Origin of the sequence: Stenotrophomonas pavanii (assembly GCF_900101175.1) — a bacterium.
GTDB classification, from domain to species: Bacteria; Pseudomonadota; Gammaproteobacteria; order Xanthomonadales; family Xanthomonadaceae; genus Stenotrophomonas; species Stenotrophomonas pavanii.
Window position 1 is genome coordinate 199,177 of sequence record NZ_FNFQ01000005.1, and the last position, 20,373, is coordinate 219,549.

Sequence of the window (20,373 nt, forward strand, 5' to 3'; positions counted from 1 at the left end):
ACAGCGGTTCCTCATCCTGGAGGCTTGGAGCTGCGGATCACAAGCTGCGGCGCCATCCGGTATATTCAAGGCATGATTGCTGGCAGATATCTATCCGACTCAACTGCCGCTAGCTTTGCCAACAACCGAGTAGAGCGGCTCAAGCACCCATTCGTAAAGCCGCCGTCGCTCTCCCATCACGTCCGCCTCCAATCGCATTCCTGGCCTAAGTGCCTCTGGCTGTCCATACGCAAGGACTGTCTGCTCATTAAGTGAAACAAGCACTCGATAAACCGCTTCGCCTTCATCGGCTTGCCCCTTGGATGCAATGACAGCGCTGCGAGAGATTCGAAGTACGCGTCCAGAATGGGTGCCAAACTTCTGATACGGATAAGCTTGATAGCGAAGAAGAACTCTATCCCCAGGCTTTATAAAACCTATCGCCGAACTAGGAACCATCAATTGCGCCCGAAGCTCTGAGCCTTCCGGAAGCAGAGTGAGCACGGGTTGACCTGTCTGCACGGCATGTCCAACTTCTACCAAGCGATTCGCGACTAGACCCTTGACTGGAGCTCGAAGCAACATTTCTCCATTCGCTTCGACCTGGATCGTTTCCTTGGCTAGGAGTGCCAGTTCCCTCGAAATGGCGGCGTTGGCTGAATCCTGCTGCTTAGGCAACTCCGCAAGCGCTTGCTCAACTTGGGCAAGTGTTCGATTTATGGTCGTAGCTTGTCTCTCCAGCGCCTTCTGCGCATTAATCAGCTCAAGCACGGATTGTTCCTGCTGATTTAGCTGCAAAATGCTAACGTATCGCGCATCCGATACTTTCCTGTATCGCTCTACAATGTCTTGCGCGATTCTTACCTGCGCTCTTCGAGATTCGATCTCCCCAGCGATCTGAGATAGTTCCTTTTGCAGAGCCTCCCTCTGCCTTGTAAGACCTACATGCTGCAGACGCACCTGCTCATTTTGCGATTCGCGGCCCTTGATAAGGCTCTTCTGCTGGGCCTCCTGTTGGGATCGGAGTATTTCAAGCGCGTCTTGGCCTGAAGCAGTAACTCTCGGTGCGCTCAGGAGCACGAGAGGAGCCTGCGCGGAAACGTGCTGTCCCTCCTCAGCGTGCAAAGCTGTGACAACTCCTGGCGCAGATGCGACAACTGTCGAAAGGCCCAAGTCTGGCACCAGCTCGCCAGCCACACGTGACCTCCGCGTGTATTCACCGAAGAACAGGAAAAAGAGCACGAGCCCGCCGGCTACTGCGGCCAACGACGCGAGCAACCACATGCGAAGGGGTTGAACCAAGGAAATGCTCCCTAGCCAACTTCCTCTCCGATTCTCGATCACTTCCTTCCGAAAAAGGTCGCTCATGCTGCGTGTCCCGATTCAAGGATTTCGTCGATCCTTGCGTCCCGCGCCTGATCCGGAAGATCTATCAACTGTCCATTGGTCATTAGAAGAACTCGATCAGCACTAGCGATAGTCTCTGGGCGATGCGCAATGATCACTCTTGTGAGATCGAGCCCGTGGATCGAAGTGTTAACCAGGCGCTCTCTACCCACGTCGAGATGACTCGTGGCCTCATCAAGAAAGAGGATTCTTGGGTTGCTGTAGAGTGCCCTCGCCAGAATGACTCGCTGCTTCTGGCCGCCCGACAAGCTTGTGCCCATGTCACCAATCAAGGTGTGGTAACCCATTGGCATGGCCATAATCTCCGCATGAATCGCCGCTAGATTTGCGGCACGATAGACGGATGATTCATCCGGAGTGTCTTCTCCGAATGAGATGTTGTCCGCCAGGCTACCGGCAAATAGCTGATCGTCTTGCATGACGGCACCCACTGCATTCCGGTAGGACTCGGCGCTGATCTTCTCCAGGGGAACGCCCCCGACCAAGACTGTTCCCTCCGTGGGTGGCAAGAGGCCCAGCAGAACTTTAAGTAGGGTAGTCTTTCCGCACCCTGACGGCCCCGTGATCGCGACGGACTCACCTTGGGCGATGCGCAAGTTGCAGTCTTTGATGACCCAAGGCTCGTCCGGTGAGTACCTAAAGCCAAGCCCCTTGCACTCGATCGACAAGTCCTCTGGCAGCGTCTCAGTAAGATAGGCGTCACTGCTTTCTTCGGGAGGGGTCAGCGCGATCTCACCAAGCCTCTCTCCATGTAGCCTCAGCATTCGGAACTCGACGGACTTGTCAATCAGGCTAGCGATGCGCTGAGCAAACATGTCCTTGTATGCTAGGTATGCCACAAGCATGCCTACGGAGAAGACGTTCTGCATTGCGAGAAGTGCGCCGATCCAAATAACAGCTATGCGCTCAAGGCCGAATATGAGCTGGTTCGAACTGGTGAATGCAAGACCGTAGCGAGCGAGCCAAACGTCAGAGTTGGTCGTGTCCTGCAGCAGGTTGGAGTAGCTCAGCTTTCGCGATGTCTCTCGTCCGCCAATTTTGATGGACTGAATACCGCGAATCGACTCGATCAGGTAACTTTGCTGTCGAGCCGAAGCGATCAGCTGCTGCTCCGATCCGGTGCGTAATGCCTTGAAGGCCAGCGTCCTTGCTGCCATGTACAGGCACACTGCAAGTAGCGTGATGAGCGCGAGCTTCCAGCTATACATGAACATCATGAGGAGCGTAACTGACGCCATTAGGCCATCTACAATCGCTTCCACAAAGCTTGTTGTCAGAGTTCGCTGAATCGCCTGAACACTGCTCATTCTTGAGGTGATGTCGCCTAGATGCCTCCGCTCAAAGAAGTCGAGGGGAAGTTTAAGCAGATGGGAGAAGACGTTTGTCGCCCACTGAACGCCAAGGCGGTTGGACAGATAGATTACGGCCGAGCCGCGGACAAGTCCGATCATGACTTGTATCAAGAGCGCAAGTCCGAACCCCACACCGAGCACTGTTAGCAGGTTGCTGTCAGCAGAGATCAGAACCTGATCGACCGTCCACTGCATGAAGAATGGTGCGAGCAACACAAATATCTGCAGCGCGCAGGACAGCAGCAGTATCAACCCCAATGATCGCCATAGGCCGTCGATCCTGCCAGTAAGATCGGAGATCGCGATAGCCGGTGCTATCGGTGCTCGCTTGAAGTCGGTGGTTGGAGCTAGCTCAAGCGCAATGCCGGTAAAGTGCTTTGAGAACTCATCAATCTTCAGCACTCTTCTTCCGAACGCAGGATCAAGAACAACAACCCCGCGCCTGCTGACGTTCTGCAGCACGACGAAGTGATTTAGGTCCCAGTGAAGAACAGCAGGAAGTCGGAGTTGACTCAAGTGCTCCAAGTCCAAACGTACTGCGCGGCTTCCCAAGCCTAACCGCGCTGCCACCTTCATCACCTGCGCAAGCGTTGCCCCTTTAAGAGATGCGGGATGCTGTCTACGCAGCTCACGGAGACCAATTCGATTTCCATGGTGGTCTGCGATCATCGCCAGACATGCCAGTCCACACTCTGCAGACTCAGACTGAATGATTGGTTCCATGTAGTACTACTGCCTTCCCTCGCATTTCGTCGAATATACGATGGCGTTGAGACGACGAGCAAGTGCAGCCTGACTAGCACCAACAGTCTATTGACAACTCAAAAGTTTGCGTGCGATAACGGAATCGCGTGCACTCAAACAGATGCTGCGAAGCGTGGTGAGCATGACTGGATTGGATGTCATTCAACGATGGCTTGCTTCCTGCTTGGCAACACATCTGCAGTTGTAGTGCTCGCTTCGAGCTTGTTGATCGATCCTGCCAAATGGCCGGATCGATTTCCTGCGTCAGGAGACGTGGAAGTCAAGCTTTTCATCATCTATCACTAAAGGAATGTGTATGCGTGAGATTACTGAGGTCGAAGTGGAACAGATCTCCGGCGCCGGCTTTTGGACCGACGTTGGCCAGTTTGCCGGTGAGGCCTATGCCTGGTACGAGGCGAACATGGGCGCGATTCACGCCGGGAACTTGAGTAAATCTCGCCCGTAACTGAGTTGACTGGTCGACTGTCAGGCGCCTCATTGAGGTCATCCTGCTTGGCTCTATTTTTTCGACATAAGGAAATGAACGAAATGCGTACTCTTGAAATTAACGAGATCGAAGAAGTTTCTGGCGGCATCTGGGCACACATCCTCACTGCGATCGCTGTGTATGACGCCACCAGTGATTTTGTTGAAGGCTTCAAAGAAGGCTACGCAAACGCGAATCCGCGCGTGCTGTAACTGAGTGCTCGCGAGGCAGTCATGAAGCATGACTGCCTCGCTTTGAGACTCCGCTCAATTAAAGGCCTCGAGCTTATTTCAGAAATAGAAACCACTCGCCGCGATCACGATCCTGCATCCAGGACAAGTCGCTTCTGGTGCTAGCCGCCGCATTAGAACGCCATTCGTGGTACAGGCGCCAAGACACCATACGCACAGGCCATCACTCTCTACAGCCAAGGGTTATTCGCGGCGCGCAGTTTTTTGACCTTTCAGCGCATGCAGTCCGTTCCAGCACGGCACTCTTACGCTAGAGCCCCAAATGGCGCGAACGCTTAGAGGTACTTCGCGGCAATTGCTGCTATCGCTACGATTGCACCGCAGGTGGATGCAATATTCTTGTCCCTCAGGATGCCGAATGCCATAAGCAGAAGTCCAAGCACTGCTGCAAGGTTGTAGAGATGTTGGCCATAGATGATGAAGTCGACCGCGTTTGCAATGGCAAAAACTGCAATCAGCAGCAAGAAGGGCTTTTTGTTTGGCTGAGAAACGGCGTTCATGGAATGATCCTTCGCTGGATGCTTGAGACGAGCAATTTCAGTTCAATGGCCTCTGCAACGCCAGAGCGACGCATTCGACACATAGATTGATCATATGCACTTGGCATGGGTACAGCAAGCTGCTAATCCCGATACATTGCGGCCATTTGCAATTACGTTCCTGCGAAGCTTGTGCGATTGCCCCTACCCGTGGGCTGGGCGATGCGCCCGAAGAGATCTGGACCTCTGCGGACTTCTGGAAATTTGCTGCTAGAGCACTGTGGGTGCAGTTCTCGTTATAGAGCATCCACAGAGCTTCAATTTTGCTTTGCGCGTCGGCTAAGACGAGAACCCCAGCGCTCGAGCAGGGGCTCATTCCTAAGCCGGCAATGGAAGCTTTACACCATCGTGGTGTCCGTTGGCTCGCCGCGCCGGGAAGAATCCAGCTCCGCACCGGCTTCATAGGCCCAACGGTCGATGACCTTGCTGACAAGCTTCGCGCCGTTGCCCACCGCAGAGAGCCCTAGATTGCAGACTTCGGCGCGCCTTAGGCCCGTATGTAGGCAGACCTCAGCCATGAGTCGGTCAGTGGTTGCGCCCTCGCAGAGCACGACTGTTTGATCAATGATCTCCTTCACAGGAGGCCCCAACTCCTCAAGCAAGAGGTCCAAGGTTTGAGGGTCAAGCGCAGTGATAAGCAGGTTGCTGCCTGATCCAGAGATATCTGCGTCAATGTCGAGATAGGTGACCTTCCCGCGTTTAGTGTCTCGCTCGGCGGTAGGGATCACATTCTTCAGATATCCATGCCGTAGGCAGTAGAGGATGAACTTCGTCAGCGTCGACCAGCGTCGATTGACCGTGCTCGCGGCCAAGTTCTTTCCTGTTGCTGCCGACTTGGAGTGACAGAGGTCTGTGGCGTAGCCCCTCAAGTGTGCGGATGAGATATCGGCCACCTTGATGCCCGAGGCGTCCAGGTAGTGATGGAAGTCGGCTATGTCGGCCAGGATGGTTGGCGCGGTGTTCCTTCCCCCCTTCAGGCACGGCGTCGCCGCCCTGGTTAGATAGGTGGCACACATGAAGTCGAACACCGGCTCTATGACTTTCCCGTCAGTTCGGCTGGTCAAGAAGCAGAAGTGATTCGGCAAAGGAGTACCCCAAAGTCCCCCGTTTGAAGCAGGACTCTTCCCCTCGTTGTTCCTGACCATCCGGATTTCTGCGTCGTAGGCCTTCATGGGCGCGGAACGTAGCACTCCCAATTCGGAATGCAAGCGCGTGAGCCTACTGGTACCTCCTGGATGCGCATGGGTCACATTAGCGTTTATTTCCCCGCTATTTCATAGACTTGCACCGTACTTTTAGGTACTGATATCTTTGCTAAGAGAGGCGCCTATTCATAATGAATAGCCTTGGAAGTGCGCAGCACATGCCTCTGTGGAAAGCTATCCGACGGGGTATGAGGTGAGCTCAGATCAGGAGATGGTTATGGCTATCGCTGCGTGCATTCTGCTCACCGCCTGCAGATCGTGCGCGGTAGGTAGATTGATACTAGGTTCTCGCGGTTCTGCGCCCTAATCGGATCCATGCGCTTACAGAGGCTTGTGCCCCGGGGTCTTTAGCGGCTGAATCCCACGGCTCTCTCAATCTTGAGTAGACAGCACACGCAGCGGCGACCCAGAATTGCGTCCAGAATCGGCACCCAAGGATGAATGAGAATGGCCTTTGACGTTGGAAAGTGGCATGCGAGAGTCCTTTCCACACCGGCCGCGTACTCGAGGCTAGTTGACTTGGCAGAGCATCCGCCAGTGGCAGCCGAGTACAAACGATCTCTCTACGTACGGACGTTGGATGATAGCGGTGCGCTGGTTTCGTCTGGCGTCAGTCGTCTGGATGAACGTATTCGCGACTCTGTCTACAGTGACGCTCTATCAGCCATTGATCACTACGCGTCACTTATGGTCGTCACCGCGGCGACGTATGTCGAGAACATCGTCTTTGAGTTCCTTGTGGTGTACTTCACTGCCAGGCCGCAGTCGATTCATGCGCATCTGATGCCCAACTCATCAAAGCGAGAGGAAGCGTACGTACCCCTGCGCGAAGTGTTGGCTGCGTCATCGTTGTCCGAGCTTCATGGCCACCTCGCCCGCCGGGCTTCACGCAATGCATCGGATGGTTCAATGGAGAGGGTTTTTGAGCGCATCTACAAGCTCACAGGACATCGCGTCGCTGTCGACGTTACCGCTCCGATCGCGGAGATAGTTCGGCTCCGGAACTCCATCGTGCATGAGGGAAAGACGCTTACGAAGGTTGCCGCTGCCATCGACCGACGGTTCGAAAGCGTTTACTCGCTGCTGAGAGAGCTAGCAGGCATTTGTAAGGCGGAGGGACTACCTTACGTCGACGAAGGTGGCTTGGTTGATCCACTCCCTTTTGTTGAAGAGGAGTTGCCTGGTCCTGTGGAGTACTTGTAGAAGTTTTCCTCAGCCCGGCCTTCTGATGTTCGCATTCCTCTTGCAGGTGTCCTTTTTCTCACGGAGCTGGCGACCTGTCGCAGTCTCCACGTGTCGGATTGGAGAAGCTCAATGAACGATGCGAAGTATCCTTGGGCCGCAGCGTCGTTGTCAGACGTCAATGAGTTTGAGTTTGAGTTTGACCTAGCGGTTGCCGAGCTTGTAACTAGCGAGGCGTCTGCCCACCATCTCGGTGAGATGTTTATCGCCGCTACCTCGAGCTCCGACGATACGAACTCATCTTCGCGTAGTCGCGTCCTGCAGATGCTTGCGTCGGCCTTGAAACTTCACCAAAGGCTGGATCTGCCGAAAGCTCCGTACACAGCGATGATGGACTTCGGCGATAGACGCACGGCTGTCGGCACCGATTGGAAGGGATGTGGCGCCGTACTAGAGGCCCTAGGGCGTAGCTCACCCAACCCAGTGATTTGTGCTCGGCTCTGCGATCTCGCCTGGTTTGTTGAGCGGGGTCGGGTTGATTCGGGTAGGGAGGCTGCGCTCGCGTACTGTCGGGTAGCGGAAGGACTGATGACTCAGCAGCTCAGGCACCGTGACCTTGATGCAGGTCATATTCCTGTCAGAGTGATCGCCAATGCGTTGCGGCGGGGACTGCAGATCTGCGACATCATGCATCTTGATCGGGATGACCCAGATCTTAGGGTGCTGCGGCAGTTTTGCCTCTCAGCGGCCGACAGGTTCGAGGCTGAGGCCAGCAGCGAGGGGCTCCTGCTGATGATGACCCTAGCTCTGGACTTTGAGCTCGATGAGCCAGGCAACTGCGCGCCCCGGATGGAGGTCGCTGCCCACGGATTCTCCTCAGATGGAGGCCCACATGCCGTGTGCGATGCACTTGTTTCTGCTGGGCGCGCGTGGCGCCGCGCGCAGGACAATGCCAATTACGAGAGGTGCCTGCTTGAGGCTAGCAGCGTTATGGCGGAGCATGGCCGCTCGCTGGGCGGCACGCTAAGTGCATCTCACTTTGTGCAGCAGGCCATCGATCTTCTGCGAGGGCTGTCCTCAGCTGACGCCAAGGCTTCCAAGCGCGAACTTCGCGTGGAGTTGATTCGTCTTCAATCCGCTGCGGAGGATGACTTTAGCTCGTTTGAGTATTCATGGGACTTGAGCGAGCTGGTTGATGCAGTAAGGAGTCGAGCCAAAGGGGTTTCACTCAAGAACGGACTGTTCTTGCTCGCATCCATCCATCGCCCTCGGCCTACCCAGGTCATCGAAGCAGAGGCCATCGAAGGCATACGGAAGCATCCATTGAGTTCGCTGTTTGGCGTGGAGCAGTATGACTCCGATGGCTATGTTCGCTTCAGGGCGCCTGGAGCAGGTCTGCGCGATATTGACTCTGCTGCCCTAGAGCATGCGGTAGCGAAGCAGGAGGAGATTTATCGTGGCACCGTGGTGCAAGGACGTATTGCTGTCGTCTTGTACCAGCTGGCTTTGGAACATCCAATTTCATACGAGGACGTTTTTCTACTCTGTCGAGATAGCCCGTTCGTGCCGACTGATCTTACGGAGACTTTCTCGCGGGGATTTCTAGCGTTCTTACATGGTGATTTGACGTCCGCACTTTTCATCCTGACGCCGCTTATGGAAGCCTCGCTGATCTATGTCCTCAAGGGACACGATGTCGACGTCGTACGGCACGATGAAGATTCGGGGACACAGGAAGACATGAGCATTACTCAGCTCTACAAGAATCATCGGAGTGAGTTGAATAGAATCTTCGGTGAGTCGGTGATTGATGATATTGATCGAGTTTTTCTAGCCCGATCCGGTCCAGGACTCAGGCATGCCATCGCGCATGGCACCGCAAGCGACGGCGTGCCGTTCAGTGTCGACGCTATGTATGCTTGTTGGCTGATGTGGCATCTATGCCTGGTCCCTTTGTTCAAGGATCACTTTGGAGCGTTGGCTTCAGCAACGGAGTCTTGATCCGGCGATGAGGCGGACATTGCTTCCGTAGCAGTAAGGGAAGTTAGCAGGGGATTGTATAGATGCAGCGTCAGTCAGTTCTGATCAGCGGTAGTGCCGCTCGTTTGCGTGCTTCCCACACGCCATGCAAGTCCTGTGGAGGCTGTATCTGCCGCTTTTTTCGGCCCCCAGCGGCCCCCCGCAGTAGGGACAGATCGGCCCTGTGCCTAGTTCCGCTTGGCGACACCGATGGAGCGTCCACAGACCATGGATGAAGGCAAACGCAAGCCCCGCCGTTGGTAGCCACATGGCCACTTGATAGAGGCCTTTGGTCAAGCTGTTGTCGCCAAGGGGACGCACGACTAGCGCGAATACGAAGGAGAGAATCGCCACAAAGCCGGCAGGGTAGTACAGGCGTATTAGCTTCAGCCAGCTCATTACCATTCTCTCGGTGTAGTTGTTTCCAGAAAGGCTAGCTTTTGCTCATCTCACAGCTTGAGACAGCTTGCCCATCTGCATGTAGTGGGCTCCATCTTACTTCTCAGAACAATTGGCCCTGGGGCGACAGCTCCCTGGGGGGTTGAAAGAGTTGGGTGTTCAGGGGAGGGAGCTTTGCGAATCCCAGGCTTCTGTGAACCTTCTTGAACCTTTGGGCGAGTAGATCCGCAAAGGGGCCAGTACCTCGCATCCTGGTACCGAATGTGGCGTCGTACTCTTTGCCACCATGCAACTGGCGCATGAGGCTAAGAACGTGTTCGGCCCGGTCCGGATAGTGCAGTTCCAGCCACTCTTTCCAGATGTCCCTGATCTCGTTGGGTAGTCGCAACAGCACGTAGCCTGCTGCCCGCGCTCCATGGGCATGCGCTTCTTCAAGGATCGCCTCGAGTTCGTGGTCAGTGATGCGAGGAATGACAGGAGCCACCAGTACACCAACAGGCACACCGGCCTTATGTAGCGTCTCCATCGCCCTCAGCCGTGCGTGCGGAGCAGCAGCTCGTGGCTCGAGCTTTGCTGACAGCTTTCGATCAAGTGTGGTCACTGAGAAGTACACCGTGACCAGGCGGTCCTTAGCCATGGCCGCGAGTAGATCGATGTCACGAGTGATCAATGCACTCTTGGTCACGAAGCTCACGGGGTGGCGTGTTTCGGCCAGAAGCTCAAGGCATTGGCGGGTAATTTGGTAACTCCTTTCGATGGGCTGGTACCCATCCGTGTTGATGCCCAAGGCAATGGCAGCGCATTGGTAGCTGGGCCGACTAAGCTCACTGCGCAACCGCTCTGCGGCGTTGGTTTTTGCGAAGAGCTTGGTCTCAAAGTCCAGACCTGGCGATAGGCTGAGGTAGCTGTGGGAAGGTCGCGCGAAGCAGTAGACGCATCCGTGCTCGCATCCTCTGTAGGGATTGACCGACGCACTGAATCCGACGTCAGGGGAGTTGTTGCGGCTGATCACACTCCGGGCGCGCTCTTCGGTCACCTCAGTTCTCAGCTGCGGCAACTCCTGCAGGTCTTCGTAGACCGATTCCCAGCCATCGTCGATGCCGACTGTTGTCGTGGCATCGAAGCGACTTGGTACGCGTGAGGCGGAGCCTCGACCTTTGATAGGTACTTGGGCCTTTCGAGCATCCTGTTCCATGCCACCCTCAGCCCTTGGTAAGCAGTTAGTATTATTGCTAACCACAGGGACTGCAAGGTCCGGGAATTCAGCTAGCTGTAGGTCTCATGCTTGATCGCTCCGTGTTGTATTCCCAACCTTATCCACAGCACGTTTGTGGCTGGGCGACCATCAGTCCCGCTGGCTAGCGAGCGCTTTGGCTTCAGCCAGGAAGGTGTGCATTAGGCCCCGGGATCGACGGGTAGCTGCTGTCAGCACAATTCCCAGTTGGGCGCACAGGGAGACTGCGTATGCCATCTGCGCTCCTGTCGGGGGCTTGATGTCCCAGTCGGTCAGTTCTGGGATGAGCCTGGAGAGCTCCTCCGCTAGACGGTACTCAAAGCTTCTCGACTGGCCTTCCTCTTCTTGCATTCGACGAACCTGGCTGATCACTTGTTCTCTTCCTAAAGGAGAGAAGGGCAGCTCTAGAGTGAATTCCAGTTCCGGGCATACAAGATAGAAATTCATGAGAATTCAGGTCAGTACTTATAAGTAGACTACCTTTAGAGGCGTAGTCTTTAAAGTACTGGAACCACAAGCTTGGTCGTATGGTCGAACATACGCATCAGGCAGCCCTGGCCGACGTCATCCGGGCGAGTCGCGTCGCTCTTGGATTCAGTCAGGAAGGCTTTGCAGACCATATCCAGATGCACCGGGCTTACTACAGCAAGATTGAGCGTGGCGAGAAGAATGTCACTCTCGCCACACTCGAACGAGTAGCAAAGGGCCTTGGGAAGACCATGTCTGAGTTGCTGACCGAGGCAGGTCTCTAGAAGGTTTCGCTTAACTCTCCCAGTCTCGAATCGACCTTTCCTGCCGGAATGGCACTGTCTGGCCGATTTTCGAAGCTTTGACGCCGAAAGTGTTCACTATTTCCTTCGCAAGTTGCTGATTACGAAGTAATTTCTCAGTGAAAACTTATGGGAAATTCAGACCATGCTCGCAACCGCGATATGGATTCACCGACTGGCTGAAGCCGACGTCCGGCGAAGTGTTGCGGGTGATGATGCTGCGCGCGGTCTCGGCGCGTACTTCGGTGCGCAGGCGCGGGGCGAGGAACTCTTCGCTTTCGTCGACCGCCCAGCCGTCGTCCACCGCCTCGCTGACGGTGCTTTCGAAGCGCCCGGCAAGGTGGGACGTGGAACCTCGGCCCTTGATCGCAATACCCATTGCGGCAGGGTACGTCGTGGCCGTCTCAATGGCTGCGACGGCCGCCTGAAGGGTTCAGGGCTCGGCCCTACAAGGCAACCCGTGTCCCTCGCATCCGTCGGTCACAGCAGGGCCAGATAGCCCCGCACCGTGGCGTCCAGCCCGTCATACAGCGCCTCGCCGATCAGCGCATGACCGATCGATACCTCCAGCACGTCCGGCACATGGGCCAGGAAGTCACGCAGGTTGTCCTGCGACAGATCGTGCCCGGCGTTGACGCCCAGGCCCACCGCCTGCGCCCGCCGCGCCGCAGTGGCGAACAGTTCCAGCATCGCCGCAGCGTCGCCCGCCGCGTGCGCCTCCGCGTAGGGGCCGGTATACAGCTCGATGCGATCGGCACCGACCTCCGCCGCCTGCTCCAGCAGCGGGTTGCCCGCGTCGACAAACAGGCTGACCCGGCAGCCCATCGCTTTCAGCGCCGCCACCAGCGGACGCAGGCGCCCGGCGTCCCGCTCGAAATCGAAGCCGTGGTCGGAGGTGATCTGGCCGTCGCCGTCGGGCACCAGGGTGGCCTGCGCGGGCCGGGTCTGTTCGCACAGCGCCAGCAGCCCCGGGTAGCCCTCGCGCGGCGGCGCGAACGGATTGCCTTCGATGTTGAACTCGACCCCACGCGCGCGGGTCAGCGTGGACAGGGCCAGCACGTCCTCGGCGGTGATGTGCCGGCGGTCCGGCCGCGGATGCACGGTGATGCCATGCGCGCCGGCATCCAGGCAGGCCTGGGCGGCGCGCACCACGTCCGGTTCGGCGCCGCCGCGCGAATTGCGCAGGACGGCGATCTTGTTGACGTTGACGCTGAGCTGGGTCATGGAACGGAACTACTTGGAAAGAGGGGACGGGTCGTGGTCGTTGTGGTCGTCAGTGCGGCGGGCCTGGGCCTGTTCGCGCAGGCGGCGCAGCTCCTCGGCATCGATCAGCGTGGCCGGGTCGCGCTGCAGGTCGCCGAAGCGGGCCACATAGCGGCCGCGCACCCAGGCCAGCAGGAAACCGAGCGCCGCCAGCAGGCACAGGGTCATCAACCCCGCGCTCGGGGTCTTCAGCGCGAAGGCAAAGCAGCCCAGCGCCAGCAGCAGGTACAACCAGTACATAGTCAGGCTCCCCGGATGATCGCCGCAGTGTAGCGCTGCGTCACAGCAGCGGCGAGGCCAGCCGGGCGAAGGCCTCGGGCAGGCGGTGCAGCCACAGCGAGCGACCGGCCTGGTCATGCACCCGGGTGGCGCGGTCGAACTCGCCCTGCAGCAGCTCAGCCAGGGCGGCAACGCGGCCGCGGTCGCTGATCATCATCGACAGCTCGAAATTCAGCCGGAAGCTGCGGTGGTCGAAGTTGGCGCTGCCGACGATGCAGACATCGTCATCGGCAATGAAGGCCTTGGTATGCAGCATGCGCGGCCCGTACTCATAGATCTTCACGCCGGCGTGCAACAGCTCATCGAAGTAGGAGCGTGCGGCCTGGGTCACGAACCAGGAATCGCTCATCTTCGGTACCAGCAGGCGCACGTCCAGGCCGCCCAGCGCGGCCGAGGTCAGCGCCATCCGCGCCGCTTCACCCGGCACGAAGTAGGGCGTCACCAGCCACACCCGCTCGTTCGCTTCCTGGATCGCCGCCACATGCAGGCGGTGGATGGTCTCCCAGCCCGAGTCGGGCCCGGAGACCAGCACCTGCGCGTTGATCGGTCCATCCGCGCGCATCGGCACATCGGCCGGCCACAACCGGGCGATGTCGAATCGGGAGTGGTCCTGGCCGCTGGCGTACAGCCAGTCCTCGGCGAACACCAGCTGCAGGCTGCGCACCACATGGCCGCGGATACGCATGTGCAGGTCGCGGTAGGCGTCGGGCCTGCGGCGCTCGTCCTCTTCGTCGGTGATGTTGATGCCACCGGTGAAGGCCACGCGGCCATCGACGATCACCAGCTTGCGGTGCGTGCGCAGGTTCAGCCACGGACGCTTGAACGGCTTCAGCAGTTGCCGCGGATGGAACCAGATCGCCTCGCCACCGGCGTCCAGCAGCGGTTGCAGGAAGCGGCGGGGCAGGGCGGACGAGCCGACCGCATCCAGCAGCAGGCGCACCTGTACGCCGGCGCCGGCGCGCTCGACCAGCGCGTCGCGCACCGCGGTGCCGGCGTGGTCGGGGTTGAAGATGTAGTACTCCAGGTGCACATGGTCGCGGGCCTGCGCGATGGCGTCGAGCAGCGCGTCATAGGTCGCGGCGCCGTCCACCAGCCAGGTCACTTCGGTGGCGCTGCTCGGTGCCAGCCCGGTGGTGGCCTGGGCGACCTTGGCCAGCTCGGTGCAGTCCGCATCGGGCGGGCAGACATCGCTGTAGTGCTCCATGCCCGAGCGCGCGCGGCCGCGACGCAGGCGCTGCCGCTTCACCTTCTGCGGGCCCAGCAGGTAATAGATGAAGAGCCCCAGGTAGGGCAGCAGCGCCAATGACAGGATCCAGCTCAGCGTGGCCACCGGCTCACGCTTCTGCAGCATGATCCAGCCCGCCAGCGCGAACAGGTACAGCAGGTAGGCCACCGCCAGGATCGAGCCAAGGTGGGCGATGCCGTCAAGCCAGTGGCGCAGGGAGTCGAAGAGGGCGAGCATCCGCCGATCATAGCGGCGCGTGCTGCCGGATGGGGTCAGATCCCTTTTTGCTCAGGAAAAGGGATCTGACCCCAAGCCGTGCGCCACGACGAAAACACAAAAAAACGCCCCTGTCTCCAGGGGCGTCTGCAGTCGCGTCATGACTGTTGTGTTGCGGTGTAGCGATTACTGCTGCACAAAACCGATCTTCTTCATCTGAGCGTTCTTCGCGGCGGCCAGAACCTTGGCCATCACGTCGTACTCGGAATCCGGGCTGGCGTCGATGCGCAGTTCCGGCTGGTTGGTCGGGTCACGCTGGACCTCCTGCTCCATCCGCTGCTGCAGCTCGCTGGTATTGATCGGGCTGTTGTTCCACGAGACCTGGTTGCTGGCGTCGATCTTCAGCTCGATCGGCGGCGGCGGTTCGACCAGCTGCGGCGGTGGGTTGAGCACGCGCTGCGGCAGGTCCACGGCGATCGGGTACGTCATGATCGGCGCGGTCACGATGAAGATGATCAGCAGAACCAGCATCACGTCCACCAGGGGCGTGACGTTGATGTCTGCCATGGGGCCCTTGCCACCACCACTACTGAATGCCATGGCTTATTGCCCCTTTTCTTTGGTTGCAACGAAGCCGACGTCCAGCATGCCCTGTTCCTGCGCGACCTTGGTCAGGTCGTTGATGACGCGCATCTTGGTGGTGCGGTCACCACGCAGGTTCAGCGGCGGCTGCGGGGTCTGCTGTGCGGCGGTCGCCAAGCGGGACTCGAGAGTCTGCTTGTTGATTTCTTCGTCGTTCCAGTAGATCGAGCCGTCTTCCTTGACTGCCAGCGTGATCGGGTTCGGACGCTTTTCAGCATCTTCCGGCTTCTGGATCAGGTTGGCTTCCGGCAGATCCACCTTGACCTTGTGGGACATCAGGGGCGCCGTGATGATGAAGATGATCAGCAGCACCAGCATCACGTCCACGAGGGGCGTAACGTTGATGTCGGCCATGGGGCCGCCGCTGTTACCACTACTGAAAGCCATAACGGGCTCCGTCTAGATCTTGGTGACTACTTACTTCGTCGCTGGGTGACGCGCGCCGCAATTAGCGGACGCGCGAACCGGTGGCGAAGAAGTCGTGCAGGTCGTGCGCGAAGGTATCGAACTTGCTGATGGTCGCGCTGTTGATCTTGCTGAAGAAGTTGAAGGCGAACACGGCCGGGATTGCGACGAACAGACCGATCGCGGTCATGATCAGCGCTTCACCCACCGGGCCGGCAACGGCGTCGATCGAAGCGGAGCCGGTGGCACCGATCTTGATCAGCGCGCCGTAGATGCCCCACACGGTACCCAGCAGACCGACGAACGGAGCGGTTGCACCGACGGTGGCCAGCAGGGTCATGCCCGACTGCAGCTTGTTGCTTTCGCGGGTCACGGCCTGGCGCAGGGCGCGGTCGACGAACTCCGAACGGCTCAGGTTCTCACCGACGCCGCCGGTAGCACCGCCTTCAGCGCGCTGGTGGTGGGCAGCGGCCTGGGCAGCGTCCAGGGCGATCTTCGAGAACGGCTCCGAAGCCGGCTGCTCTTCCATCGCACGGATGGCGTCCTGCGCGTTCGGGGTGTCCCAGAACAGGCTGACGACGCGGTCAGCGGCGCTCTTCAGGCGGGTAGCACGGAAGATGTTGATGACGGTCCAGTACCAGGACATGGCCGACATGGCGATCAGGGTCAGCAGCACGACCCAGGAAACCGCGAAATCACCCGGCTTGGTGGTCATTTCGTGGATCAGGTGCTCGAAGCCCATCTGCGACAGGGCGTTGGACGGATTGCCCCCGGCAGCAGCGGCGATGAAAATTTCCTGCAGCATGACGCTTACCTTTGTTGTGTGTGGTGATAAAGGGTGTAGCTAAGCTAAACAATCGAACCGGGAGCGGGGGTGGCCGGAGGGCCACCCGGACGCATCAGTTCAGCGCAAAGTTGACCGGGACGCGAACGCGACCTGCCGCCTTCTTACCGCCAGATTCAGCGGCGTTGAAGCGCCACTTGCGAGCTGCTTCCATCGCAGCACGGTCCAGGTCGCGGTTACGGCTGGACTTTTCCACCGTGACATTGGTGACGTTGCCGTTGGCATCGACATCAATGATCAGGATCACTTCGCCCTGGATACCCGCGCGGAAGGCGGCCGGCGGGTAGCGCGGCGGATTCATGGCCTTCGACGAGATGTCCACGCTGGCCTCGATCGAGGTCGGCGGAGCCGGCGGCGACGGGGGCGACGGCGGGGTGACGATATCGTTCGGGCGCGGCTCCGGCACGTCCACGACCGGCGCCTGCGGCGGCGGCGGTACGGGCGACGGCTTCGGCGGCGACAGATTCTTCACCGGCGGTGGCGGAGTATCCTGCGGCGGCGGCGGCGGCGGCGGCGGTGGGGGCGGCGGCGGCGCGTCGACGATGGTCACCATGACGTTGCGCTCCTTCTCCGCGACGGCCTTGGGAGCCACGGCGGGAATGAGGAGCATCATGAAGGCGGCCAGATGCAGGGCAATTACAAACGCGATGCCGACGATGCGAGGCCAGCTCAGCCCCTTGTCATCGGGTTGTTCGTACCGGTGAACGACTAGTTGTTCCGTCATGCGCCAAGAGCTCAATAGTGGGGCCGGGATGCCGGGGGCGGAATCCCTGATCAGCGGTGCATGACACCGCAGGAACCTCCAAGCTTATACCAATCCTGAGCGCCTGCGCATCAACTGAGCAGGCGTTCAGGCGTTATTCCTACTTACTTCAGGTTGATGATTTTCTTGGCATCAGCCTGGTTCTTCACACCCTTCGCCAGCGCCTGCTGGGCGGCCTGCTTGGCCTCCGGGATGCGACCTTCGGCATGCAGGACGCGTGCCAGGTTCAGGTAGGTCTCACCGTCCTTGGAGAGCGGGGCGGCCTTCTGCCACGCGTCGATCGCCTGCGGCACCTGGTCGGAGTAGTAGTAGGACTGGGCCAGCGCCAGGTAGACCTGGTAGTCCGGCTTCAGGATGCCCTTCTGCAACCCTTCGTTGATGACCGCGATGACGTCCTTTTCCTTGTTCTCGGTGTTGGCATAGATCGAGTACAGCTGCTTGTACTCGCGCTCGTCGGTGAGCTGGCCGCTGCTGCGCAGCTTGTCCATCACCGCGGCGGCCTTCGGCATCTGGTCAGCCTGCATGTACATGTTGGCCAGGTTCAGCTGGGCCTTCTTGTCATTCGGGTTCTTGGCCGCCAGCGCTTCTGCGGCCTGCACCGCCTCACCGGTCTGGCCGGCTTCGGACAGGGCAGCCATCAGCAGCTGGTTCCAGTTGTCCTTCGGCTCGGTGGCACCGGCAATGGCCTGCTTCAGCACCGGGATCGCTTCCTGGTAGCGCTCCAGCTGGTACAGCGCCTGGCCCTTGGCGATCAGCTCTTCCGGCTTGGTCGACTTGCTCTCGGCGAAGTACTTGTCCAGGGTGGCCAGGCCTTCGGCGGTCTGGTCTTCCTGCAGCTGCAGCTGGCCGAGCATCAGCATCGACTGGAAGTGACCGTTGTTGTCCAGACCGTTGAACTGGATCGCCTGCTTCAGGTACGCGATCGCGCCCGGGACGTCGTCGGTCTGGTACGCCGCCTGCGAGGCCAGCTGCGCGGCCAGCGACTTGTCGTACTCGTTGGACGCGCTGTCGGCCAGGATCGCGTCGGCCTGCTCACGCGTTTCCGGGAACTTTTCCTTGTTGTAGCTGTCAATCATTTTCTGCAGCTTGCTGCCCATCTTGGCCGAGGCCTTGGCGGTCGGCTCCTGGCGGGTCGCATTCGGGTACAGCGGTTCGGCCTTGGCCTGCTTGCTGCTGCCGCCGCGGCTGCCACGGTCGGAGGAACGCGAGGACTGCGCAAAGGCATCGGTGACCACGGCGCCGGTCAGGGCGGTCGCGACGAGGACGGAAAGCACAGCTTTGTGGTTACGGAAAATCATCGTTCACCTCGATCGAACCGCCGGATAGCGGCAAAGTCGGACTGTCAGAAAAATCTGAGCCGCCAAACGTATCAGAAACAGATGGCGTGAGAAATCGTTTTATGTGCTGCAATACAGCATAGAACTGCGCACTCATCCGCACTTTGGCCGCAGCCCGGCCGCCTGCGCCTGCTGGTACACCGGCGTCAGGCCCGGTGCATCACGGCGCAGTTCCTGGATCCGGTTGGCCGGATCGGGGTGGGTGGACAGCCATTGCGGGCTGCGACCACCGCTGGCCGCCATCATGTTCTGCCACAGATCGACCGCCTGCGCCGGGTTGAAGCCGGCCTGGGCCATCAGCCGTTGGCCAATGACATCGGCCTCGCTTTCCTGGGTCCGCGAGCCTGGCAGCAGAAAAGCCGCCTGCGCACCCATGCCACCCAACTGGTTGACCGTGCTGGCGGCACCATCGCCATAGGCAGCACCGGCCAGTGCCCCCAGGACGGCGAGGCCCGTCTGCGCGCCCATCTGGCGCGTAATGCGCTCTTCGTGGTGGCGGGCGATCACATGGCCGATTTCGTGGCCGATCACGGCAGCCAGCTGATCCTGGTTCTTGGCGACGGTGAAGATGCCGGTATTGACGCCCACCTTGCCGCCGGGAAGGGCGAACGCATTGGGTTCCTTGTCGACAAAGACCGCCGTCTCCCACCGTACGCCACGGTACTGGGGCGGCAACTGCGCCACCAGCGCGTTGACCACGCACTGCACGTAGCCGTTCTGGCGGCCATCGGTGCTGATCTTCTCTTTCTGCTTGGTCTCGGCAAACGCCTGCGCGCCGAGCTGGTCCAGCTGTGCCTGCGACACGCCGCCCACCATCTGCCGTCGTCCGGTAGGCGAGGTCGTGGTCGCGCAGGCACTGACGACGGTGGTGATGACTAGAGCCAGCAGCAGTTGTTTCATGGGTCCGCCCCCGTGTTCATGTGCGCAGTGTGTAGCGTACCTGCTTAATCTTTCGTCAAGCGGGCACAGCGTTACGTTGACCCCAGGAACACCATTGCGGCCAGCGCCACCGCGTTGTTCAGCGCATGCGCGGCGATGGCCGCCCACAGGGTGCCGGTACGCCGGTACAGCCAGCAGAAGGCGGCGCCCATGCCGCCGTACACCAGCCACAGCTGCGCCATGCCCAGCAGCGAGTTCTTGCTGACACCGGGCACTTCATGGACCAGCGCGAAGGCCAGGCTGCTGAGGACCAGGCCCAGCCAGGGGCGGCCGGCCTGCCACAGGCGCCCGAACAGGACGCGGCGGAACAGCAGTTCTTCGTACGCCGGCGCGAGGACCACCGCAAACAGCACCAGGAACAGCGGGAAGCGCGCGATCGCGCTCTGCATCAGTTCCACGTTGGTCGGCACCGGCTCGATCCCGAACTGCCTGGAAAGGAAGGCGATGCCGTTGCTGCCGAGCACGATCAGGGTCGCCACCAGCAGGGTCCACCCCCACGTGGACGGCCTCAGCAGCGCCTGCCGCGAGGCCTGGCGTTCACTGACGCTTGCCGGACGCCGCCAGAAGTACAGCAGCAGTGCCGCGCCGCCGGTAGCGATCAACGCCATCAGGATCTGCGCCAGGGCACCGGGCTGGCCGACCGCTGCGCCGACGGCATCCGGCGACAGCGCGCCGCCGTTGGCATCCGCATTGGCACGGCTGACCATGATCGCGCGGTAGAAGCCCCAGAACAGGCCACTGACCATGCTCAGGCCGATCAGGGTGATCGCGGCAATACCCAGGTCGATGAAGAAACCTGCCAGCGGGGCCACGGCACGCGGCGGGACAGACGCGGGCGGAACCGGAGGCGGAGCGGAAGCCGGGGCGGAAACGGACATCAGATACCTGCGTT

At 59.6% G+C, this 20,373-nt stretch carries 21 protein-coding genes and 1 pseudogene; 5 read left to right on the forward strand and 17 right to left on the reverse strand.

Translation table 11 applies throughout. From position 1 onward, the window contains the following. Nucleotides 1-99: 99 nt before the first annotated feature. Together BLS66_RS10855 and BLS66_RS10860 are read right to left on the reverse strand one after the other, a co-directional pair. Entirely contained in the window at nt 100-1,347 is a 1,248-nt protein-coding gene (locus BLS66_RS10855; protein WP_074725852.1) for an HlyD family secretion protein, read from the reverse strand. After that, nucleotides 1,344-3,461 (reverse strand): peptidase domain-containing ABC transporter, encoded by a 2,118-nt coding sequence (locus BLS66_RS10860; RefSeq protein ID WP_074725853.1) that lies wholly within the window; start codon nt 3,459-3,461, stop codon nt 1,344-1,346. The genes BLS66_RS10855 and BLS66_RS10860 overlap by 4 nt, the downstream gene beginning before the upstream one ends. 337 nt (nt 3,462-3,798) lie before the next feature. Here BLS66_RS10860 and BLS66_RS20755 point away from each other — a divergent pair, with 337 nt between their 5' ends. Then, entirely contained in the window at nt 3,799-3,948 is a 150-nt protein-coding gene (locus tag BLS66_RS20755) for a hypothetical protein (RefSeq protein WP_167357707.1), read from the forward strand. 83 nt (nt 3,949-4,031) lie between these two features. Then, nucleotides 4,032-4,181 carry a hypothetical protein gene (locus tag BLS66_RS20760; RefSeq protein ID WP_167357708.1) on the forward strand — a complete coding sequence of 50 codons (150 nt, stop codon included), beginning with the start codon at nt 4,032-4,034 and terminating at the stop codon, nt 4,179-4,181. A 314-nt stretch (nt 4,182-4,495) separates the two neighbouring features. On the opposite strand, the gene BLS66_RS10865 is transcribed toward BLS66_RS20760, so the two are convergent. Together BLS66_RS10865 and BLS66_RS10870 are read right to left on the reverse strand one after the other, a co-directional pair. Next, the gene (locus BLS66_RS10865; RefSeq protein WP_074725854.1) at nt 4,496-4,720 is read right to left on the reverse strand and encodes a hypothetical protein; all 225 of its coding nucleotides are present in this window, start codon (nt 4,718-4,720) and stop codon (nt 4,496-4,498) included. Nucleotides 4,721-5,097: 377 nt separating this feature from the next. Continuing rightward, entirely contained in the window at nt 5,098-5,931 is an 834-nt protein-coding gene (locus BLS66_RS10870) for a hypothetical protein (RefSeq protein WP_074725855.1), read from the reverse strand. Between the two features lie 480 nt (nt 5,932-6,411). On the opposite strand from BLS66_RS10870, the gene BLS66_RS10875 reads away from it, so the two are divergent. Both BLS66_RS10875 and BLS66_RS20380 read left to right on the forward strand, forming a co-directional pair. Next, complete coding sequence (locus BLS66_RS10875) at nt 6,412-7,167, forward strand: hypothetical protein (RefSeq protein ID WP_143025153.1); 756 nt, start codon at nt 6,412-6,414, stop codon at nt 7,165-7,167. A gap of 111 nt (nt 7,168-7,278) precedes the next feature. Continuing rightward, nucleotides 7,279-9,147, forward strand: coding sequence for a DUF7380 domain-containing protein (locus BLS66_RS20380; RefSeq protein ID WP_083348159.1), 1,869 nt, complete (start codon nt 7,279-7,281; stop codon nt 9,145-9,147). Between the two features lie 520 nt (nt 9,148-9,667). On the opposite strand, the gene BLS66_RS10890 is transcribed toward BLS66_RS20380, so the two are convergent. After that, on the reverse strand, nt 9,668-10,759 hold the full coding sequence (locus BLS66_RS10890) for a PA0069 family radical SAM protein (RefSeq protein WP_074725857.1): 1,092 nt from the start codon (nt 10,757-10,759) through the stop codon (nt 9,668-9,670). Between the two features lie 150 nt (nt 10,760-10,909). Further along, entirely contained in the window at nt 10,910-11,245 is a 336-nt protein-coding gene (locus tag BLS66_RS10895) for a hypothetical protein (protein WP_143025154.1), read from the reverse strand. An 80-nt stretch (nt 11,246-11,325) separates the two neighbouring features. On the opposite strand from BLS66_RS10895, the gene BLS66_RS10900 reads away from it, so the two are divergent. Next, nucleotides 11,326-11,550 carry a helix-turn-helix domain-containing protein gene (locus BLS66_RS10900; RefSeq protein ID WP_049447428.1) on the forward strand — a complete coding sequence of 75 codons (225 nt, stop codon included), beginning with the start codon at nt 11,326-11,328 and terminating at the stop codon, nt 11,548-11,550. A 151-nt stretch (nt 11,551-11,701) separates the two neighbouring features. Here BLS66_RS10900 and BLS66_RS10905 read toward each other — a convergent pair. The 11 genes and pseudogenes from BLS66_RS10905 to BLS66_RS10955 all read right to left on the reverse strand — a co-directional run. Continuing rightward, nucleotides 11,702-11,947 (reverse strand): annotated as a pseudogene (locus tag BLS66_RS10905) (radical SAM protein); the annotation flags it as partial. Between the two features lie 101 nt (nt 11,948-12,048). Further along, nucleotides 12,049-12,792 carry a pyridoxine 5'-phosphate synthase gene (locus BLS66_RS10910; protein ID WP_057495286.1) on the reverse strand — a complete coding sequence of 248 codons (744 nt, stop codon included), beginning with the start codon at nt 12,790-12,792 and terminating at the stop codon, nt 12,049-12,051. A gap of 9 nt (nt 12,793-12,801) precedes the next feature. Then, nucleotides 12,802-13,071 carry a hypothetical protein gene (locus BLS66_RS10915; RefSeq protein WP_014645412.1) on the reverse strand — a complete coding sequence of 90 codons (270 nt, stop codon included), beginning with the start codon at nt 13,069-13,071 and terminating at the stop codon, nt 12,802-12,804. A gap of 40 nt (nt 13,072-13,111) precedes the next feature. Further along, nucleotides 13,112-14,572: a cardiolipin synthase gene (cls, locus tag BLS66_RS10920; protein WP_049468413.1), complete on the reverse strand. Its 1,461-nt coding sequence runs from the start codon at nt 14,570-14,572 to the stop codon at nt 13,112-13,114. Nucleotides 14,573-14,737: 165 nt separating this feature from the next. Beyond that, entirely contained in the window at nt 14,738-15,151 is a 414-nt protein-coding gene (locus BLS66_RS10925; protein WP_005411740.1) for an ExbD/TolR family protein, read from the reverse strand. Nucleotides 15,152-15,154: 3 nt separating this feature from the next. After that, nucleotides 15,155-15,580 carry an ExbD/TolR family protein gene (locus BLS66_RS10930; protein WP_005421196.1) on the reverse strand — a complete coding sequence of 142 codons (426 nt, stop codon included), beginning with the start codon at nt 15,578-15,580 and terminating at the stop codon, nt 15,155-15,157. 61 nt (nt 15,581-15,641) lie between these two features. Beyond that, on the reverse strand, nt 15,642-16,403 hold the full coding sequence (gene exbB / locus BLS66_RS10935) for a TonB-system energizer ExbB (protein WP_005411738.1): 762 nt from the start codon (nt 16,401-16,403) through the stop codon (nt 15,642-15,644). Nucleotides 16,404-16,497: 94 nt separating this feature from the next. Beyond that, nucleotides 16,498-17,166, reverse strand: coding sequence for an energy transducer TonB (locus BLS66_RS10940; RefSeq protein WP_049408447.1), 669 nt, complete (start codon nt 17,164-17,166; stop codon nt 16,498-16,500). A gap of 143 nt (nt 17,167-17,309) precedes the next feature. Next, nucleotides 17,310-18,503, reverse strand: a complete 1,194-nt coding sequence (locus BLS66_RS10945; RefSeq protein WP_053461734.1) for a tetratricopeptide repeat protein — start codon at nt 18,501-18,503, stop codon at nt 17,310-17,312. 132 nt (nt 18,504-18,635) lie between these two features. Then, nucleotides 18,636-19,442, reverse strand: a complete 807-nt coding sequence (locus BLS66_RS10950; protein ID WP_014645409.1) for a M48 family metallopeptidase — start codon at nt 19,440-19,442, stop codon at nt 18,636-18,638. Nucleotides 19,443-19,513: 71 nt separating this feature from the next. After that, complete coding sequence (locus BLS66_RS10955) at nt 19,514-20,359, reverse strand: CPBP family intramembrane glutamic endopeptidase (RefSeq protein ID WP_074725860.1); 846 nt, start codon at nt 20,357-20,359, stop codon at nt 19,514-19,516. Nucleotides 20,360-20,373 lie beyond the last annotated feature (14 nt).